The organism is Paenibacillus sp. FJAT-26967 (assembly GCF_001541095.1).
Classification (GTDB): Bacteria; Bacillota; Bacilli; order Paenibacillales; family NBRC-103111; genus Paenibacillus_F.
Genome location: NZ_LMXH01000001.1, coordinates 1,186,187 through 1,203,370, shown reverse-complemented (window position 1 = coordinate 1,203,370; position 17,184 = coordinate 1,186,187). Strand labels below are relative to the sequence as shown.

Below are 17,184 nucleotides of genomic sequence, written 5' to 3'. Positions count from 1 at the left end.
CAGTCTTTCAAATGCTGAAAAACGGACTTATCCTGGCAACCTTCTATGTCTGATAGTATAACAAAAATTCCCCAAACCCTCCTGTCAATATCATACAGAAGGCCTTGGGGACTTGCGTTCACCTTGTTCTATCAACCTTTTACGGAACCGACCATGACACCTTTTACAAAGTGCTTTTGCAGGAACGGATACACGAGCAGGATCGGTATCGTTGCGGTTACGATGGAAGCTGCTTGAACGGCTTCCGGCGTTTTGTTCATATCGCGGCCGAGGTCAATTTCACCCGTCAGATTGAGCACATCGTTCGTAGATGCGATCAATTCTTTCAGGTAGAGCTGCAGCGGCTTAAGCTCTGAGCTTGTAATATAAATCATAGCGGAGAAGTAGCTATTCCACAACAGAACCGCGTAGAACAAACCGACTGTAGCAAGAACGGGCTTCGCCAGCGGCAGCATGATGTCCCAGAGGACACGGAAGTTGGATGCGCCGTCGAGCTTGGCGGACTCTTCCAGACTTTCCGGAAGGCTTTCGAAGAAGTTCTTCACAAGCAGCATATAGAACACGCTGATAAGGCCCGGTACGAATAAAGCCCAGAACGTATTAATCAGGTTCAGCTTCTGCATCAGCAGGTACGTCGGGATCATCCCTCCGCTGAACAGCATCGTAAAGATGTAAGTCAGCAGCAGCGGTTTGCGGAACTTCAGATTCGGCTTGGAAAGCGGATAAGCGGCCAGCACCGTCATGATCATACTGGTGAAAGTACCTACGATCGTCAGTAAGATCGTGATTTTAAAAGAATTCAGAAACTGCGGATTGCCGAGTACGAACTGATACGTCCCGATTTGAAAATCAATCGGATAAATCGTAACCTTACCGGAAATAACGGCACCTTCGCTGCTGAATGATTTGGCGATCAGGTTAAGGAACGGGAACAAAGTGGCAACGCCGAGCAGAACAAAGAAAATGTTGTTCGCGATATAGAAAATCCGTTCTCCCAGCGATTCCTTGATGCCGGCCGGTCTGCTTTCTTTTATGTTTGCTGTAGCCATTACCAGATGCTCCTTCCCAGATATTTTCTGCAAAGCGCGTTACCGCCGATGACCAGGACGAAAGCGATAACGGATTCGAAAAGTCCGACAGCCGTTGAGAAGCTGTAATCGGAAGCTCCGATCCCGACGCGGTAGACATAAGTACCGATGACATCGGCTACATCGTATACGACCGGGTTGTACATGACGAGAATTTGCTCGGTACCCGCTTCCAGCAGGCTGCCGATTTTGAGAATAAACATGAGTACGACCGTTGAAGCGATACTCGGCAGTGTAATGTGCCACATTTGACGGGCTTTACTTGCACCATCCATTTTGGCCGCTTCGTAAAGCTGCGGGTCCACAGATGAAATCGCCGCCAAATACACGATCGTACTCCAGCCGAGCTCTTTCCAGCCTTCGGTAAAGACCAGTACGGAGCGGAAGATGCTATGGTCCATGAAGAACTGGATGGGTTGTCCGCCCAGACTTACAATCACGGCATTCACAATACCTCCGTTAACGGAGAGCAAGTTAATGAACAAGCCGCCTACGATAACCCATGAGATAAAGTGCGGCAGGTAGATCAGAGACTGCACAACACGCTTAAACATCATTTTACGGATTTCGTTGAGCAGGATCGCGATTAGAATTGGAAGCGGAAACAAAAATACTAATTTGTAAAGGGAAATCAGAAGTGTGTTGCTGAGTACGTTCAGGAATTCATCACTGACGAACAATTTCTCGAAATGCTTGAGACCGACCCATTTACTTTCTCCAATACCCTTAAAAATACTGAAATCCTGGAATGCAATGACAAGACCGTACATCGGAGTATACTTGAAAATTAATAGAAAAATTAACCCCGGGACTGCCATTAAATACAAATCCCAATCTTTGCGCATACCGCGAAACGGATATTTCTTCTCACGTTTGCTGTTTGTCGGTTTCTCTGCTGCGGCGCCTTTGGCGGTCATAACCTTCATAGTACAGCCTTCCTTTCTAACATAGATGAACAGATCATTCGCCCTGTCTCTATTGTCCTATGGAGGCGGCATGCTTAAAAGGCTGTAATCTTATTAAAATAGAGAAAATCTTAAGGTATTGCTTTCCTGCGTATATGAACACGGCAAAGAGACCCTTCCGGCAAACTGCCCCCTGGGTCTCTTCAATGAATCTGTATTCTTGAACATACAAACTGACCTTTATATCGACGCAAGCCAGTCTTGTCTTGAAAGGTCCGCATCCGGTTTGGTCAGCGGATTCTGCCCCTTATCTGCTAACAGGGTTCCCATTTGCCTTTGACTCTGACGGATCTTTCTCAATAAAAAAACGGATAAAGAATAACGGATACATCATCAGATATAAATTAAATGCCCACCAGGTGACATCAAAATCCCCGCTGAATCCCCAGAATGCAATGGCTTGCAAGCCTGAGCAAAACGTCAGGATCAATGAGATTAACGCATAGCTTCTCCATGCCGGACGCTTTTTCTTCTGCAAATACAAACTGTATAAGCCCGTTATAGAGATTAAAATGTCTAGTGGAAAGAAGGACCAGTTCCAAGCGACAATAATCGGATTATCATAATCTTTAAACGCAGCGCTATCCGGTATCCAGTGAAAGATCGTTACCAGCCAATATACGATAAAACCAATATCCGTTATAAAGAACAAGGGTTTCAATAATTTCATTAGGATTCTCCTTCTTGATCCGCTTCAATAACTGACAAAACCCATTTGAATACTTGATATGGGCAAATGCGTAAAACAGCTCCTGCATCAGCTTTGAGATTACTGCTGTGCTCATATGGAGTCCAATTTTGGAGCCTCCGTCAAAAACGGGTATAATAGTAGCGTATCCACATAATTTAATCGGAAAGGCGGGATTCCTATCAAACTATATGAACCCATGACCATTCGTGATGTGACCTTGCCCAATCGAATCGTGATGTCTCCGATGTGCATGTATTCCTGTGAGAAACAGGACGGAATCGTAACGGATTGGCACCGGACCCACTACACATCGAGGGCAGTAGGCGGAGTCGGCCTTATCATCCTCGAAGCCTCCGCCGTAACCCCGCAGGGACGGATTTCTTCGCAGGATCTCGGGATTTGGAGCGATAAGCATATAGATGGCCTTCGCGATCTGGTGCGCCTGATTCATCAGCAGGGGGCCAAAGCCGGCATTCAAATCGCTCATGCGGGCCGTAAGGCTGAGGTCGAAGGGCCGATTGCCGCACCTTCGGCTATTCCTTTTCCCGGCAGCCGGACTCCCGAGGAAATGACGCAAGTTCAAATCGCGGACACCGTCCAAGCTTTCGCCGATGCAGCGGTTAGAGCGAGGGATGCCGGTTTCGATGTGATCGAAATCCACGGTGCGCACGGGTATCTCATCAACGAGTTTCTTTCTCCTCTTTCCAACCATAGACAGGATGAATACGGCGGGGACAAGCAGAAGCGCTACCGTTTCCTGCAAGATATTATTCATGCGGTCAGAAAAGTATGGGAAGGGCCTCTGTTCGTGCGGATATCCGCAGATGAATATGATCCGGAAGGGAACCATGTCCAGGATTACGCCTTCTACGCTTCATTGATGAAAGAACAGGGCGTGGATCTCATAGACTGCAGCTCCGGCGGACTCGTCCCTGCGCCTATTGAAGTGTTCCCGGGCTATCAGGTTCCACTTGCAGATTCGATCAAGAATACCGCTCTGATTCCTACGGGTGCGGTAGGCCTCATTACAAGCGGCAAACAGGCCGAGGATATCCTCGAACGGGGACAAGCAGACCTTATCTTCATCGGCCGCGAGCTGCTCCGTGATCCCTACTGGCCTCGGACCGCAGCACGCGAGCTGGGAATAGAACCCGCGGCGCCTAAGCAGTACGGGCGAGCCTGGTAACAGTCTCATCCCCCCAAAAAAAGCAGAAGTCCCCCAGTGAAACCATATTTGCACTGAGGACTTCTGCTTTTTATATGCTGCGTACTGCTTCCGACAATCTCTGCTAAGGAAGAATAATATCAGCCCTGTACAGACGCTGATCCCACTTGACTTCCGCTCCGATGTGCTCCGCCGTAAAGCGAAGCGGAACGTACAAATAATTATCAATCAGCGCGGGCGGATTCGGAACCCAATAATCGGTCCCGTTCACCCGGATATAGTAGTTCCCTACGGTCATCACCATCTCAACATCTCCTTGTTTGAGAGTTAGAGAATGAGCCGTGTTATCCCATTTGTAATTTGCATTCATAGCATCCAGCAGGGGACGCATGGGGACCATAGTCGTATCTCCGCTGACGAATCCCTTGAAGCCGCCCGCCAATTTGCCGTCTACGGCAACTTGGACCTGCGGATTGTAATACTTCTTAACGACAAGAGCATTACTTAATGCCCTGCCGGGTGTTGTAAGCATGCTGCCGTTCGCGTACAGCCCCGAGCTGGCTCCTCCGTCCAGGTTCATAGCATCCGTCATGCCGAGGGACAGCGCGATTTCGGCAAGATCCTGCATCGTAGCGCCATTGACCGTCCCCATCACCAGCTTACCCGCCGCATCCGAACCGACAAAGCTTCTCATCGCTGCCTGTTTCGTTATTTTCGGGTCCGAGTACCCGTCCCTTGAAGGATTAATGTCTACTTTCCCGTTGGTCAGAAGTTTCGGACCCGCACCGATTGCGGCCTGCCAAGTATCGGCCCCCTGAATGTCCTGACCATTCTCAGTGACCTCCAGATCCGCTTTAACAGAATCTCCCACGTGAAGATTAGGGAGCAGATTGTTCCGGTTGTTCGAGCTGTTCCCGATTAAACAAACAAACCCGTCATAGGGAACGTATACCGCGTTTGGAGTGATTTCCGTAATGAGGCCGTTGCGTACAACCACTTTAGTACCGTTCATGTCGATAGCCGATTTAAACTCCGGCGTGAACCAGACAACCTGATCCGTCTGTCCGGAGCCATAGTCTTTGTTCGTCCCCCAGGGAGAGAACGTATACGGCTTGCCGCCATGCGTTACCGTTACCGAGAAAGACATGTTCACTTTCCGGATATCTACCTCTTTATTGCCGTCCACGATAATAGACTGATTCTCACCTGAATGGAGGAGGTTGCCATCATGCAGCAGCAAGCCATTCGGATACCGGATCGACGCATCTTTCTCATAGGCATTAAAAAAAGTACCGTTCACTGCCGCAACGGCTCCGCTTTTGGCTATCATGGATGAAAAACTTTCATCATAACCGATTCCCCTGGCAGCCGTAACCGGCATCACTTCAAGCCGCGGATCCGTAACATCTACCTTAACCCAGCTAACGGAAAAGTTCTTGCCGTTTGCCTTCACTTGGCTCTTCCCGCTTTCAACAGAGCCGGCCGCGGCTGCCTGCGGAAGCGAAGAGGCTGCCAGCAGCACGCTTGTACCTAGCAGCAGAGCGGCTGCGCTGCGTCTAAATCTTGTACCAGCACCCCTGTTTAGCCGGTTCATCGGACTCATCATTCGATCCAGAATGGAATTCATATTCTTCTCCTCTTTCGGGTCTGCCCCTGTTGAAGTTGAGCATAGGATCACCTGGGTGATTTCATATCTGCTTCTCTTTCGTCATTCGATCTTTCCTTAAGTAATTCCTGTCAATTCCGTTCCCCATTCCACCAAAAAAATCAGAAACCGGGAGCGGGCTCCTCTTCTATACCGAGAATACTCCCCAGTACTTGTCCGATAGGCTCCCGGATAACACAAGCGGCGTCTGCATCGTAAGGAGTCGGATTCCGGTTGATCAGCGCAAGCTTGTCTCCTCTGAAGCGACGGACTAAACCAGCGGCGGGCTGCACGGTCAGCGACGTTCCCCCTACAAGGAGCAAATCGGCTTCTGCGATGCGGTACGCCGCTTCATTCAGAACGGCGGCATCCAGGCCTTCTTCATAGAGGACGACGTCCGGCTTGATCATCCCGCCGCAGACACTGCAGCGCGGGATGATCTCAGGGCTGTCCGTGACAGCCTCCAGCCCGTAAGAAGCCCCGCACTCCATGCAAGTGTTGCGCAGCACAGACCCGTGCAGCTCTAATACATGGCGGCTTCCCGCGAGCTGATGCAGCCCGTCAATGTTCTGTGTAATGACGGCTGTCAGCTTGCCGCGCTTCTCCAGCTCCGCGAGCGCCCGGTGGCCGGGATTGGGCTTCGCTTCGGGATGCAGCATCTCACCCCGGTAGAACGAGTAGAACAGCTCCGGCTCACGCATGAAGAAGCTGCGGCTGAGCATGACCTCCGGCGGATACGCGTAACCGCCGCCTTTGCTGTACAAACCGCTCGCCGAACGAAAGTCGGGTATTCCGCTTTCCGTTGATATTCCGGCTCCTCCGAAGAACACGATCCGTTTACTTTGTTCTATGAAATCTTCAAGTATTTTCCAGTTATCCTTCATATCCATACCTCCTTTATCCATGATCCTGACTTCCTTATCCTTATTGTAGCTGATTTTGATAACCGCCAAGCAAACGATTGCAAAATTTCTGTAAAGGAAAGGAATTCCTGACCGTCCACACGAATAAGTGTGTACTAAGCCTATGGCCTGAGTGAATAACTTCACATGCTAAAAAAGAAGGAAGGTGCATCATGGCGCAGACGAATCCCGCTCCACAAGTTCCTCCCCCGGCCAAAGGCCGCAAGCTGTTCCTGTCACGCCCCGTGTTATCCTGGGGACTGAACGACCTGGCGAATACGATTTTCTCTTCGAACATCGTGACTTTGTTCTTCCCCTTCTACTTGACTCAGGTTATCGGAGGAGACGCTCGGCTAGACCAGGTTGCAAGTACGTTTATCACTTACTCCAATGCGCTGTCCGGTCTGCTGATCGTCCTGCTCAGTCCGCTATATGGCGTATGGATGGACCGTACAGGCCGCAAAAAGGGGGCGCTGGTGCCGTTTACCCTCCTTGCCATTGCCTTTACCATGCTGATGGCGCTCGCATCGTCCTGGGGCTCCGGAGCTTACGTGCTGGGCATGCCGGCTGGCATCGCAAGCGTCTTGCTTTGTTTTGTGATCGCGAAGTTCTTCTTCAGTTCATCTGTTGTATTCTACGATGCTATGATCTCGGATCTGGGAGGCCCCAAAGAAATCCCTTTAATCTCCGGGTTTGGGGTAGCGCTCGGTTATTTCGGTACCCTGATCGGACTAGCCGTGTACCCGCTCGCCAGCGGGCAGCATTACGAGCAGACGTTTATGCCCAGCGCGCTTCTGTATCTGCTCTTTTCCTTGCCGATCATTCTGTTCTATAAGGAATCCTCTGGAGAGAAGAAGTCAGCCGCAGTCAGAACCGGCTTTTTGAGCGGCTACAAGGAAATTATAACGACCTTTAAGGAGATGAAAAAATACCGCCCCATCTTCCTGTTCATGGTCGCGTTTTTCTTCTTCAATGACGCGCTCCAAACAGCCATTTCCGTCATGGCGGTTTATGCTAAAACCGTAGTCGGCTTCACGACAGACAGGTTTCTCATCCTGTATCTCGCGGCAACCGTCTCGAGTATTTTCGGCTCCTTTATATTCGGTTATATAACGCGGCGTTACGGCGCCAAAAGCGCTGTGACTTCCGTTGCCGTTCTGCTGATAGCCGCAATCGCGCTTGGAACACTAGCCGTTAATGAGACCATGTTCTGGGCAGCCGGCGTTATTTACGGCATCTCTATGGGCTCCATGTGGGTAACTTCCCGGACCTTGATCGTGGAACTTTCTCCGCCGGACAAGCGCGGACAGTTTTTCGGCTTGTTTGCCTTCTCCGGTAAAGTCTCCTCTATTGCCGGTCCGCTGCTGTACGGTACGCTGACTTACACGCTGCAGGACTACGGCACCCTGGCAAGCCGGATTGCCCTGGGCTCCCTGCTCATCATGGTCATCATCGGATTATTTGTCCACGCCCGTATCCCCAAGGAGAATAAGGTGGCTTAACAGCCGGTTTACCGCATAAGAAAGCCCATCGGCTGCCGAAGATGTTGTCGGCGGTCGATGGGCTTTTACTATCCGTTCATGTCTATTCCTTCATCGCTATCTGTTCATTTTCTCGATCATACTCATTTTCATTTCCCATGTTCGTGTACTCAAATCTACAGCATATTTCTCAGGATTCAACTTGCGCAGATACTCCGGCCAGAACATATCCATCTGACGGCGGTGGTGTTCCCGTATTTGATCCAGCGAAGGAGCCTCATAAACCTGTTTCCCGTCCACAAATACCGGTTTCAGCAGTGGAATCGCTGCATACTCATCTACATACTTGTAGATATACGGATGCACGGGATCGAACAGTTTAATCTTCCTGCCTTCCTGTACGTCCGTCTCATCATGAAGGACGATATAATCTGCGATGGCCTTGCCTGTGTCGGACCCGAGAATCCGGTAAACATCCTTCCAGCCAGGGGTAGACACCTTCTCCGGATTACCGGATATTTTGATCGTCGGAACGAGTTCGCCCTTACTGTTCTCTATAGCAACCAGCTTGTAGACTCCGCCCAGAGAAGGTTGATCCGCAGCTGTAATCAGTTGTGTCCCTACGCCCCATGTATTGATTCGCGCCCCTTGAGCCTTCAGATTCAGAATGGTATTCTCATCAAGATCATTCGAGACCACAATCTTCACATAATCCAGACCCGCCTCATCCAGCATCTGGCGGGCCTTCACGGATAAATACGCAAGGTCCCCGCTATCCAGGCGAATCGCGTTCATACGCTTGCCGCGCTCTTCCATCCGCTTAGCCGTCTTGATGGCATTGGGCACGCCGCTTTTAAGCGTATGATACGTATCGACAAGCAGTGTGACCTGATCCGGCAGCGCGTCCGCATACCGCTCGAACGCCTCTTCTTCCGTCTCGTGTGCCTGAACCCAGGAATGAGCGTGCGTGCCTTTGGCAGGTATACCGAACATCATCCCCGCCAGCACATTCGAAGTCGCATCGAATCCGGCGATGTAGGAAGCGCGGGCCCCCCAGACAGCCGCGTCTGCTTCCTGTGCCCGGCGGGTCCCGAACTCAAGGAAAGTATCTTGAGGCGATACATTTTTGATGCGTGAGGCCTTCGTTGCGATTAGTGTCTGGTAGTTGATAAAGTTCAGGAGAGCCGTCTCAACCAGCTGCGTTTCAAAAATGGTTCCCTCCACCCGCACAAGAGGTTCATTCGCAAAGACCAGTGTTCCTTCCTCCATCGAATAGATGGAGCCTTGGAAACGGAACGCTCTCAGCTCGTCCAGAAATCCCGGATCGTAATTTTCTTCCTGTGTGCTTAAATAACGGATCGCCTGCTCATCGAATTTCAAATCGTTCACATAATCGATCAGCCGCTGCAATCCCGCAAAGACCGCATAACCGTTGCCAAAAGGCAGCTTTCGAAAAAAAGATTCGAACACCGCTCTCTGATGATGGGTGCCGTTCTTCCAATGGGCATACATCATATTAATTTGATATTTATCAGTATGTAACGTCAGATTCGGTAAAGTGCTCATGATTAAGTTCACCTGTCCTTGCTGCTCTATGGAAAGTTAGATGGTAACGCCGTTCTTCACTATTTTAGCGCCCAGCGTCGTACGGAAATGACCTAACGCAAACTCATGTCCAGCCGGGTTAAAACTTGCCACGGCATCCTCATGAACATAAATGTCAAAAGCTTTGTTATAAGCGTCAACCGCCGTATGCAGGACACAGATGTCCGTGCAGACTCCAATCAGATGCACTTCTTGAATTCCTCGGGATCTGAGCTGAAGCTCCAGGTCGGTTCCGCAGAACGCGCTGTATCGTGTTTTGTCCATCCATACGATTTGATCTTGATGCTCTTCATACACGGCTTTTAGGCGGCCGTACAGTTCGCGCCCGCTCGTGCCTTCAATATTGTGCGGAGGAAACAACAGCGTCTCCGGATGATCCGGTTCATTGAGCCGGTGATAATCCACTGCCATCACAACGTAGTCCCCCCTGTGGGCGAACTCTTCTGTCAGTTCTGCAATGCGATCCTCGATAGCTACCGCCGGCTCCCCTACAGGCAGCATTCCTTCTACAAAATCGTACGTATAATCGATGACGATTAAAGCTTTCATAGTACGGTACCCTCCCCGCGGTTTCGTTGAAAGATTGTTAAGATCATATCATTCCGTTCCTGCAAAATCAAACTCCGGTTCCGCTCTTATAAACGGTAAAAAACGGCCGAAGCGTAAATCTGCGCTTCGGCCGCTCTTATGGCCTGGTTTGTTGCTATTAAATATGATCCTGGATGAGATGAGCCAGTATATTCGCAATGTGGCCGGAACCGCTTTGCAAATCATCCGGATGAATGCGTAACCTGACCAGACTTTCATCCGCGTCGAAAGCCTCGGAAATGAAACTCCCGAACCCCCTGACCCTCCGGTCAATTTGTATCAGCAGTTCAGTACCTTCCGAAGCGGGAAGGAAAATAACTTCCAGTTCGTCTAAATCGCTCCGGAAGTGCCCGGTAGGGACGAATTCAAACTCTTGTATGAGTCCGATACGGCCGCCGTAACGGGATGACTGCTGAACATCCGCTTCTCTTAACCGGAATCCAAGCTCGCTTAAAGCATCAAACACCACCTGCATATCGGGAGAGGGGATAACCTCAATCCGATCCGAGTCGTTTGGATCTATCGCGCTTGAGATGTCCAGCCCTGTCGAGAACCACACCGGTGTGCGTCCCACAGTCAGAGGCGTATGATCCGCCAGCCTGAATCGAAACGGAACTTCCGTCTCTTCATTTGGTCTCAGCGTAAATGGATCGGACACTAAATATTTGGCGATTTCCCTCGTCTCCGTTACGGTTCTATCATTTGCTTCACGTTTATATTGCGTCACTAGTGAAATATAGATTTCTTCAATATGCTGTTCAATCTGTCCGCTGCGAATATGTACAACACCTTCGACTTCTTCTCCCGGGTAATAGCAGCTTTTGCTAAGCCTGGTATCGACCTGAGCCGAGCCGAATCCGATACTTGCTAACATTCGTTGGAAAAACGACATGCTTCATCCTCCTGAACCTAGTAAAAAATAGAAATCTTTGAGAAAATTATACACGATTTATACGTTATTGTCGCAAAAAGTTTTTCCAGCAGCTGTTTGTAAAATGAGCAGTCTTTACAGTTTTCAACTGCAAAATTCCAGTCATTCTGTAGAAAAGCCGTTCCTTATACCTGGTTTCGGGACTTTCTATTTTACTCCGTAGGACGAAAGCCCCTTTCAAATGGAAGGGAACAGGTCGTTTTTATCGTTTTTTGGAAGAAAAAACTGCATGAAAGTGTAAAAATAAACGCGCAGGTGCGTAATAGAATTTGCGCTGACGAAACGATTTGAATCTTTTATTATAAGATTGTACCCACGTTTACCATAATATTCATAAAGGGATGATTGTCATGCTGAAAAAATCACCGGTAGAGCTGCTTAGTGACTATCAACTGCTCGATTGTTTCGTCCAAGCTCTTCAAAATAAGCTGGGTGCTGAATTTCTGCAACAGCTAGCTTCCGAGATCAGACGCCGCAATTTATATTAATCTTTATACCAAAGCTTCCCCTATTCTGGATTTGAACGCATGAGTCAACCTGGTGGATAAGGTGCAGAATTCGCTGTTTTATTCACATAAATTCCTTGCCCTTGCCAAGTATCTGAAGCAGAGCGCAGCAGTGCAATTGTGGAGCTGAGCTCCTTCATATAATTAATATCATGAATATCCGCTGCAAGCTGATACAAGGTATTGAGACTTCCGGTTGCCTGTTCCCGGCCGATCGTACCGTTGCGGATATTTAACAAGATCCTTTCTTTTTCTTGTGTAATAAATTTGCGTATACCGGCTAACCTGTTTGTTCCCATACCTTTCCTCCTTAGGGCACCATGATAAGAGCGACAGACCTGCGTAAGACTAGGCCATTATTATTGTATGCACGTGTCTTTCCCTTCTGTACTTCACGACTGGAAAATCTGTCACTCTTAGAGATTAGACGGCTGTATCTATTATTCCCTCTGGTATATCCCCCACCAATACACTTCACTTATTGGATGTTTTTTTGTTTCCGGATGTACTCAAAGAAAAGCCCTGTAAACAAACGTCTCTTTCCCGTTTGCTTGCAGGGCTTTATGATTGTTAGGGATTAGGCCTGGCCGGACCAGCCGAAAGAATATTCCGGAGTCAATGTGACGGGCAGTTTGCCCTCAGCTTGATGACGTCCCGTCAGCACATCAGCGACTGCATACATCGCATTTGGGCGGTTCTCATAACTGGCCACATACGTCTTCACTTCCGGAAACTCGATATAATCGAACGGATTGCGTCCGGCAACAACGGTGAGAACAGTATCTCTCGCGGCCAGTTCTTTGACGATGCGGATTTGATTCGGCGAGAATGAAGCGTTGTACGTGACTACAATCACCTGATCATAGTCCTTGCTTTCGCTCAGCACACGCTCGACATCTGCCTCGCTTGGCATCGTGTCAATTCTGGTTTCAGTCACCGCTGCGATTGTCTCAGCCAAATAAGCACCGAGTGTTTCCTCCTGCTCGATGACCTCATCGATTTGAGTATTCGCCCGGACCTCAGCCCAGATCACATACGTCTTCTTATCTGATGCAAGAGGCAGCTGCTGCTCGTCTTTGACGAGCGTAACGCTCTTCCTGAAAGTCTCACGCACGAGCTCCACATGTTCCGGCAGCCCTACTGCTGCAGAGACAGCCGCCGGACTGGCATCGCCCGCCGTGATGCTAAGCTTCTGCTTAAGCTGCAGCAAGCGTTCAACAGATTCGTCGATACGTGCTTCGCTGATCCGGCCCGACTCCACGGCCTCTACCAGCTTCTCGATTGTCTCGATTTGCAGGGGCAGCCTGTGGCTGACGAGCAGCAGATCCGCGCCTGCTTCAACGGCCATGACCGCTCCCTCAGCCGTGCCGTAATGGTCGGCAATGGCTCTCATCTCGAGGCAGTCCGTCACGATGACGCCGCCAAAGCCGAGCTCTCCGCGCAGCAGATCCGTGAGCACCCGCTTCGACAGGGTCGAAGGGAGGCCATCGGGCTCCAGCGCCGGGAATATCACATGCGCAGACATAATCACGTCTGCACCTTCGTTGATCGCGCGTACGAACGGCGCGAACTCCATCTCCCGCAGCCGCTCCAGACCATGCGGGATCATCGGCAGTGCATGGTGAGAATCGGACTGCGTGTCGCCATGCCCCGGGAAGTGCTTAATCGTGGGTGCGACACCCGATGCTTGGTAGCCTTTTACGGCAGCTGTCCCGAGTTCTCCCACCAGTTCAGCCGTCTCCCCGAAAGAACGGACTCCGATAACCGGATTCAGCGGATTGTTGTTTACGTCGAGACACGGGGCAAAGTTCAAGTTAATCCCCATGGCACGCAGCTCTTTGCCGCTTATACGCGCAGTCTCGTAAGCTGCTTGCTTATCGCGCGTAGCACCAATGGCCATGCTGCCAGGCATGCAGACGACGCCCTCGTGAATCCGAGCGACCATTCCGCCCTCCTGATCGATTCCGATCAGCAGCGGACCTCCCGAAGTGTCTGCAGCCAGGAGCTGGAGTTCATGATTCAGCTCGGCAACCTGTTGAGGCGTGTCGAGATTACGACGGAACAGGATTACGCCACCGATTTCGTACTCTTTAATAAGCTGGATAATCCTTTGATTCGGTTTCTTGGCCGAATCCTCTGCATCTGCGGCAGAAAAACCGCACATCACCATCTGTCCAATCTTCTGTCTCAAGTTCATATCTGCCAATTTCTTCATCGGTTTCTATCCCTCCGTTTGACCTACTCACTTAAAATTTGTTCCCTGTATTCGGACGGCGTCTTACCGGTGAACTTAAAGAAGACCCTTGTAAAGTAACGGCGTTCCGCATAACCCACTTGTTTGCCGATCTGGGTGATGCTCTTATCGCTCATTCTAAGCAGAGACTTCGACAGCTCGATACGCTGACGAGTCAAATATTCCAGGAACGTTTCCGAAAAATGCTGTTTGAACAGAAGGCTGAAATAACTGCAGCTGATACCCAAATGATCGGCAATCTCCTCCACACCGAAATCGTTTGATAAGTTCTTGGAGATATACTCTTTGGCATTCATCATAAGGAGCTCACTCGGTTTGCGGTTCATGCCCGCATTCATACAGTCATTAATAAGCTGGTGAATAGTCGCCAGCAGATCCTTGACCCCGACACTTCTCTCCAGATTCGCCCATAGAGCGCGTTCCTCTTCATCGGAGATAATGCTGATTTCGCGCATTTCACGGATCAGGTGAAGAATCAGGAAGTGCAGAATTTGCTCCACACGCAAATAAGAATGCTCCGAGATCGCTCTCAGACTTTCATTGAGCTTCTCGAAGGTCGCTTCCATCCGGGCTTTATCTCGTCTTTTTAAGCTCGATACGATGCCTTCCACTAATTCCCACAGCGAATTATTTAACTCATTGCGGTTGGGGTTGGTTTCCTCAAGCATAAGAATCTGCTCAACATTCGGTGAAAGCTGCAGCGATCTCTGCAATTTCTTATAGGCCTCCGCCAGTTTAAGCACGGACAGATGCTCCGGATAAATGCCGACGCTAACAGTCAGCTTAACATTCTGCTTGACCGCATTCTGAAGCGTATCACTCCAGCTATAGACTTCGTCTCGATTGAAGACGGTCGCCTGAAGCTGCCGGATAAGCACGCACCATTCCCCTTCGCGGGTTTGCAGAACGGAATATAACAGTTGATAAGGCCCAAGCGCATCCTGAAGGACATTACGAACCGCAAAATTCTCCAGCTTCCGTTCCTTCTCGCTCCACTTCCGGGAAAGCTGCGAATAATTGTCGAGGTCAATCAGCAGAAGTGTAAATTCCGTTTCTTCTAGGCTGTTGTCATCTTCGAAAAAGTGACGTGTCGACACATTGGTATAATCGAGCAAAATATCAAACAAAAACTTTTCATATGCCAAATGCTTAACCCGGCTCCACTTCTTCTGCTCATCCAGCTCCGCTTTGCGCTTTTCGCGAATTTCAGTTGCTATTCTTACTACAATCGCTTCCAGTTCTTCGTAATTAATCGGCTTAAGGATATAATCCTTTGCTCCGAATTTAAGAGCTGAACGGGCATATTCGAATTCCTGGAAACCGGTAAGAAGAATAACCTGAATATCCTTGTCAAGCTGGCTCACCTTCTCTAAGAAGCCGATCCCGTCCATGAGCGGCATCCGGATATCGCTTAACACGAGGTCCGGCTGATGCTCCTGCACCATCTCCAGTGCCTTCACACCATTATGGGCAAGCCCGACCACCTCAATGCCGTGCTTCTCCCATGGAATCACGATTTGAAGATTTCGCAAAATATTAATTTCGTCATCAACTAACAGTGCTTTTAAATTCATATTCATCACCTGGCTGTCGTTTTCGGTATGATGCATTTGATCCGTGTACCCTTCCCCGGTTCGCTGCAAATGTATAATCCGTATCCCGTGCCATAGTGAATCCGAAGCCGGTCCCCTACATTCATGACACCTAATCCAACACGTATAGCTTGCTCTGCTTCACTCTTTTGTACATAACCCTTACGATACTGGAACCTCGCAAGCACATCGTCCGGAATTCCGATTCCATTGTCTTCGAGCCACAGAACGATATGATCTCCCCCGTCCTCTGCACGAATTGAAATGATTCCTTTGTAAGAAATCCCTTCAAATCCATGCTGAATACTATTCTCCACAAGAGGCTGAAGCGTTAGTTTTAAGATCGAGAAGTTCTCAAGTTCTCTCGGCAAGTTTATTTCAAAATCAAATAATTCCTCAAAACGATACTTTTGAATTTCCATATAATTCTTAAGATAATCCAGTTCCAATCCAATTGCAATCTCTTCTTTATGATGGAAACTAATTCTCAGAATGGTACCGAGTCGATACACAAGCTGGCTCACTTTTTTACCTTGGTTTTGTACAGCAAGAGCATTAATGGACTCCAGCGTATTAAACAGAAAATGCGGTTTGATCTGCGCCTGAAGAAGCATGAGCTCGGCCTTGTTTTTGCGTTCCTGCTCCTGCTTGACCTCTTCCAGAAGATCGTTAATTCTTAGAACGAGGCTGTTGAAGCCTCTGGCCAGAATCGTTGTTTCGTCCTTGCCTTCGACTTTAACCCTGACATCCAGATCCCCGCGCTCAACCTGCTTCATGGAACTGACGATCCGTATAATGAAACGGATATAGCGGTTTACGAAAAGCAAGTTAAATAACAAGGCTGAAATGAGAAATAGGAGCATAATCAAGCTGACCCATTTTAAAATAGCTGCCAGATCTCCGGATAAATAGTCCCAAGGTGTTATTGAAATCAGCATCCACTTCGGGGCCCCATACTTTTCAAGCCCGACGTCATAGATCGTAACAACACTCTCAACACCATCAAAGTCCATCTTCGTGGAAGTATAACTCGTATTCAGCTCGATCCGTTCCGACAAATATTTTTTTAAATTCGTACCATTAATAACTTTGCGGTTGTCATACAAAATCACTCCCTGCTGATTTACGAGCAGGAAGTGACTGTTTTCCTGGTTATAGAAATTAAAGATCTTATCCATTTCTTTAAAATCAAATTGCAGGAACATCGTGCCGATTTTATTACTCGGAGTCTCAAACTCATTGACAATCCGGATCTGGCTAAACAAATTATTATTCCCCGTCAGCTCAGGGTTCTCATAAGGTCCGATCCATCTGGGGAAGCCGTGCAAATTACGGACTTCCTCATAGATAGGATGCTTGCTTAGAACTTCGAAGGGAACATGACTGAAAGGAATAACACCACTAGAAAATTTTTCGCCAAGCAGATTGTACAAAGAGAAAGTTCCCAGCGGTTCATACGTGAGGAAAATATTCCTCAATTTATAATCGTTTTTCGGATCTTTTCTACCTTCTAAATTATTCGGATCGTTAAGAGTAATCAATAGCGATTGAATATCTTTGAGCATCCAGGAATCCGATTGATAATTGGCTTCTTTGATAATTCCCGCAATATTCCGGCCAATAGATTTCACCGTTAACTCGGATTGTTCCGTGTACTTTTTCTCCGTCACATTTTGAAACATCAAGTAAGTAATGAAACAAATAATGAGAAGAGGAACGATGATAAATCCCATGAATGCTATAAATACTTTTTTTCGTAAATTCATCATCT

Annotated in this window: 15 protein-coding genes; 3 read left to right on the top strand and 12 right to left on the bottom strand. The window is 48.8% G+C overall.

Annotated elements, in window-relative coordinates:
* Positions 1-131 precede the first annotated feature (131 nt).
* From AR333_RS05250 to AR333_RS05240, 3 genes are all read right to left on the bottom strand, one after another.
* Positions 132-1,049 (bottom strand): carbohydrate ABC transporter permease, encoded by a 918-nt coding sequence (locus tag AR333_RS05250; RefSeq protein WP_068774237.1) that lies wholly within the window; start codon positions 1,047-1,049, stop codon positions 132-134.
* Entirely contained in the window at positions 1,049-1,933 is an 885-nt protein-coding gene (locus AR333_RS05245) for a sugar ABC transporter permease (RefSeq protein ID WP_235918117.1), read from the bottom strand. Before AR333_RS05245 ends, AR333_RS05250 begins: the two co-directional genes overlap by 1 nt.
* Before the next feature lie 367 nt (positions 1,934-2,300).
* Complete coding sequence (locus AR333_RS05240; protein WP_068774235.1) at positions 2,301-2,723, bottom strand: YvaD family protein; 423 nt, start codon at positions 2,721-2,723, stop codon at positions 2,301-2,303.
* A gap of 193 nt (positions 2,724-2,916) precedes the next feature.
* Between AR333_RS05240 and namA the strand changes: the two genes are divergently transcribed.
* A complete protein-coding gene (gene namA / locus AR333_RS05235; RefSeq protein ID WP_172798827.1) occupies positions 2,917-3,930 on the top strand; it encodes an NADPH dehydrogenase NamA in 1,014 nt (337 codons plus the stop codon).
* A 103-nt stretch (positions 3,931-4,033) separates the two neighbouring features.
* Here the strand turns inward: namA and AR333_RS05230 are convergent, their stop codons facing one another.
* Together AR333_RS05230 and AR333_RS05225 are read right to left on the bottom strand one after the other, a co-directional pair.
* Entirely contained in the window at positions 4,034-5,536 is a 1,503-nt protein-coding gene (locus tag AR333_RS05230; RefSeq protein ID WP_068774233.1) for a phosphodiester glycosidase family protein, read from the bottom strand.
* A 140-nt stretch (positions 5,537-5,676) separates the two neighbouring features.
* Positions 5,677-6,438 carry an NAD-dependent protein deacylase gene (locus AR333_RS05225; protein ID WP_084783569.1) on the bottom strand — a complete coding sequence of 254 codons (762 nt, stop codon included), beginning with the start codon at positions 6,436-6,438 and terminating at the stop codon, positions 5,677-5,679.
* Positions 6,439-6,629: 191 nt separating this feature from the next.
* Between AR333_RS05225 and AR333_RS05220 the strand changes: the two genes are divergently transcribed.
* Entirely contained in the window at positions 6,630-7,958 is a 1,329-nt protein-coding gene (locus tag AR333_RS05220; RefSeq protein WP_068774232.1) for an MFS transporter, read from the top strand.
* A 96-nt stretch (positions 7,959-8,054) separates the two neighbouring features.
* Here the strand turns inward: AR333_RS05220 and AR333_RS05215 are convergent, their stop codons facing one another.
* The 3 genes from AR333_RS05215 to AR333_RS05205 form a co-directional block, all read right to left on the bottom strand.
* The gene (locus tag AR333_RS05215; protein WP_068774231.1) at positions 8,055-9,503 is read right to left on the bottom strand and encodes a nicotinate phosphoribosyltransferase; all 1,449 of its coding nucleotides are present in this window, start codon (positions 9,501-9,503) and stop codon (positions 8,055-8,057) included.
* A gap of 36 nt (positions 9,504-9,539) precedes the next feature.
* Entirely contained in the window at positions 9,540-10,091 is a 552-nt protein-coding gene (locus AR333_RS05210; protein WP_068774230.1) for a cysteine hydrolase family protein, read from the bottom strand.
* Between the two features lie 157 nt (positions 10,092-10,248).
* The gene (locus tag AR333_RS05205) at positions 10,249-11,022 is read right to left on the bottom strand and encodes a sporulation protein (RefSeq protein ID WP_068774229.1); all 774 of its coding nucleotides are present in this window, start codon (positions 11,020-11,022) and stop codon (positions 10,249-10,251) included.
* 389 nt (positions 11,023-11,411) lie between these two features.
* Here AR333_RS05205 and sda point away from each other — a divergent pair, with 389 nt between their 5' ends.
* Entirely contained in the window at positions 11,412-11,549 is a 138-nt protein-coding gene (gene sda / locus AR333_RS24185; RefSeq protein WP_157334638.1) for a sporulation histidine kinase inhibitor Sda, read from the top strand.
* Positions 11,550-11,593: 44 nt separating this feature from the next.
* Here sda and AR333_RS05200 read toward each other — a convergent pair whose 3' ends face one another.
* The 4 genes from AR333_RS05200 to AR333_RS05185 all read right to left on the bottom strand — a co-directional run bounded on the left by AR333_RS05200 (position 11,594) and on the right by AR333_RS05185 (position 17,182).
* Complete coding sequence (locus AR333_RS05200) at positions 11,594-11,866, bottom strand: hypothetical protein (RefSeq protein WP_068774228.1); 273 nt, start codon at positions 11,864-11,866, stop codon at positions 11,594-11,596.
* Between the two features lie 278 nt (positions 11,867-12,144).
* Positions 12,145-13,782, bottom strand: coding sequence for a beta-N-acetylhexosaminidase (gene nagZ / locus AR333_RS05195; protein WP_068774227.1), 1,638 nt, complete (start codon positions 13,780-13,782; stop codon positions 12,145-12,147).
* 23 nt (positions 13,783-13,805) lie between these two features.
* Complete coding sequence (locus AR333_RS05190) at positions 13,806-15,401, bottom strand: response regulator (RefSeq protein ID WP_084783568.1); 1,596 nt, start codon at positions 15,399-15,401, stop codon at positions 13,806-13,808.
* On the bottom strand, positions 15,401-17,182 hold the full coding sequence (locus tag AR333_RS05185; RefSeq protein ID WP_253735725.1) for a sensor histidine kinase: 1,782 nt from the start codon (positions 17,180-17,182) through the stop codon (positions 15,401-15,403). Before AR333_RS05185 ends, AR333_RS05190 begins: the two co-directional genes overlap by 1 nt.
* Positions 17,183-17,184 lie beyond the last annotated feature (2 nt).

What these genes read in the sequence shown, in the direction of transcription:
- AR333_RS05225 (WP_084783569.1), bottom strand. Translation starts at nt 6,438, where the DNA reads ATGAAGGATAACTGGAAAATACTTGAAGATTTCATAGAACAAAGTAAA.
- AR333_RS05215 (WP_068774231.1), bottom strand. Translation starts at nt 9,503, where the DNA reads ATGAGCACTTTACCGAATCTGACGTTACATACTGATAAATATCAAATT.
- AR333_RS05240 (WP_068774235.1), bottom strand. Translation starts at nt 2,723, where the DNA reads ATGAAATTATTGAAACCCTTGTTCTTTATAACGGATATTGGTTTTATC.
- AR333_RS05250 (WP_068774237.1), bottom strand. Translation starts at nt 1,049, where the DNA reads ATGGCTACAGCAAACATAAAAGAAAGCAGACCGGCCGGCATCAAGGAA.
- AR333_RS05185 (WP_253735725.1), bottom strand. Translation starts at nt 17,182, where the DNA reads ATGATGAATTTACGAAAAAAAGTATTTATAGCATTCATGGGATTTATC.
- AR333_RS05230 (WP_068774233.1), bottom strand. Translation starts at nt 5,536, where the DNA reads ATGAATTCCATTCTGGATCGAATGATGAGTCCGATGAACCGGCTAAAC.
- sda (WP_157334638.1), top strand. Translation starts at nt 11,412, where the DNA reads ATGCTGAAAAAATCACCGGTAGAGCTGCTTAGTGACTATCAACTGCTC.
- AR333_RS05210 (WP_068774230.1), bottom strand. Translation starts at nt 10,091, where the DNA reads ATGAAAGCTTTAATCGTCATCGATTATACGTACGATTTTGTAGAAGGA.
- nagZ (WP_068774227.1), bottom strand. Translation starts at nt 13,782, where the DNA reads ATGAAGAAATTGGCAGATATGAACTTGAGACAGAAGATTGGACAGATG.
- AR333_RS05200 (WP_068774228.1), bottom strand. Translation starts at nt 11,866, where the DNA reads ATGGGAACAAACAGGTTAGCCGGTATACGCAAATTTATTACACAAGAA.
- AR333_RS05220 (WP_068774232.1), top strand. Translation starts at nt 6,630, where the DNA reads ATGGCGCAGACGAATCCCGCTCCACAAGTTCCTCCCCCGGCCAAAGGC.
- AR333_RS05190 (WP_084783568.1), bottom strand. Translation starts at nt 15,401, where the DNA reads ATGAATATGAATTTAAAAGCACTGTTAGTTGATGACGAAATTAATATT.
- AR333_RS05245 (WP_235918117.1), bottom strand. Translation starts at nt 1,933, where the DNA reads ATGCGCAAAGATTGGGATTTGTATTTAATGGCAGTCCCGGGGTTAATT.
- AR333_RS05205 (WP_068774229.1), bottom strand. Translation starts at nt 11,022, where the DNA reads ATGTCGTTTTTCCAACGAATGTTAGCAAGTATCGGATTCGGCTCGGCT.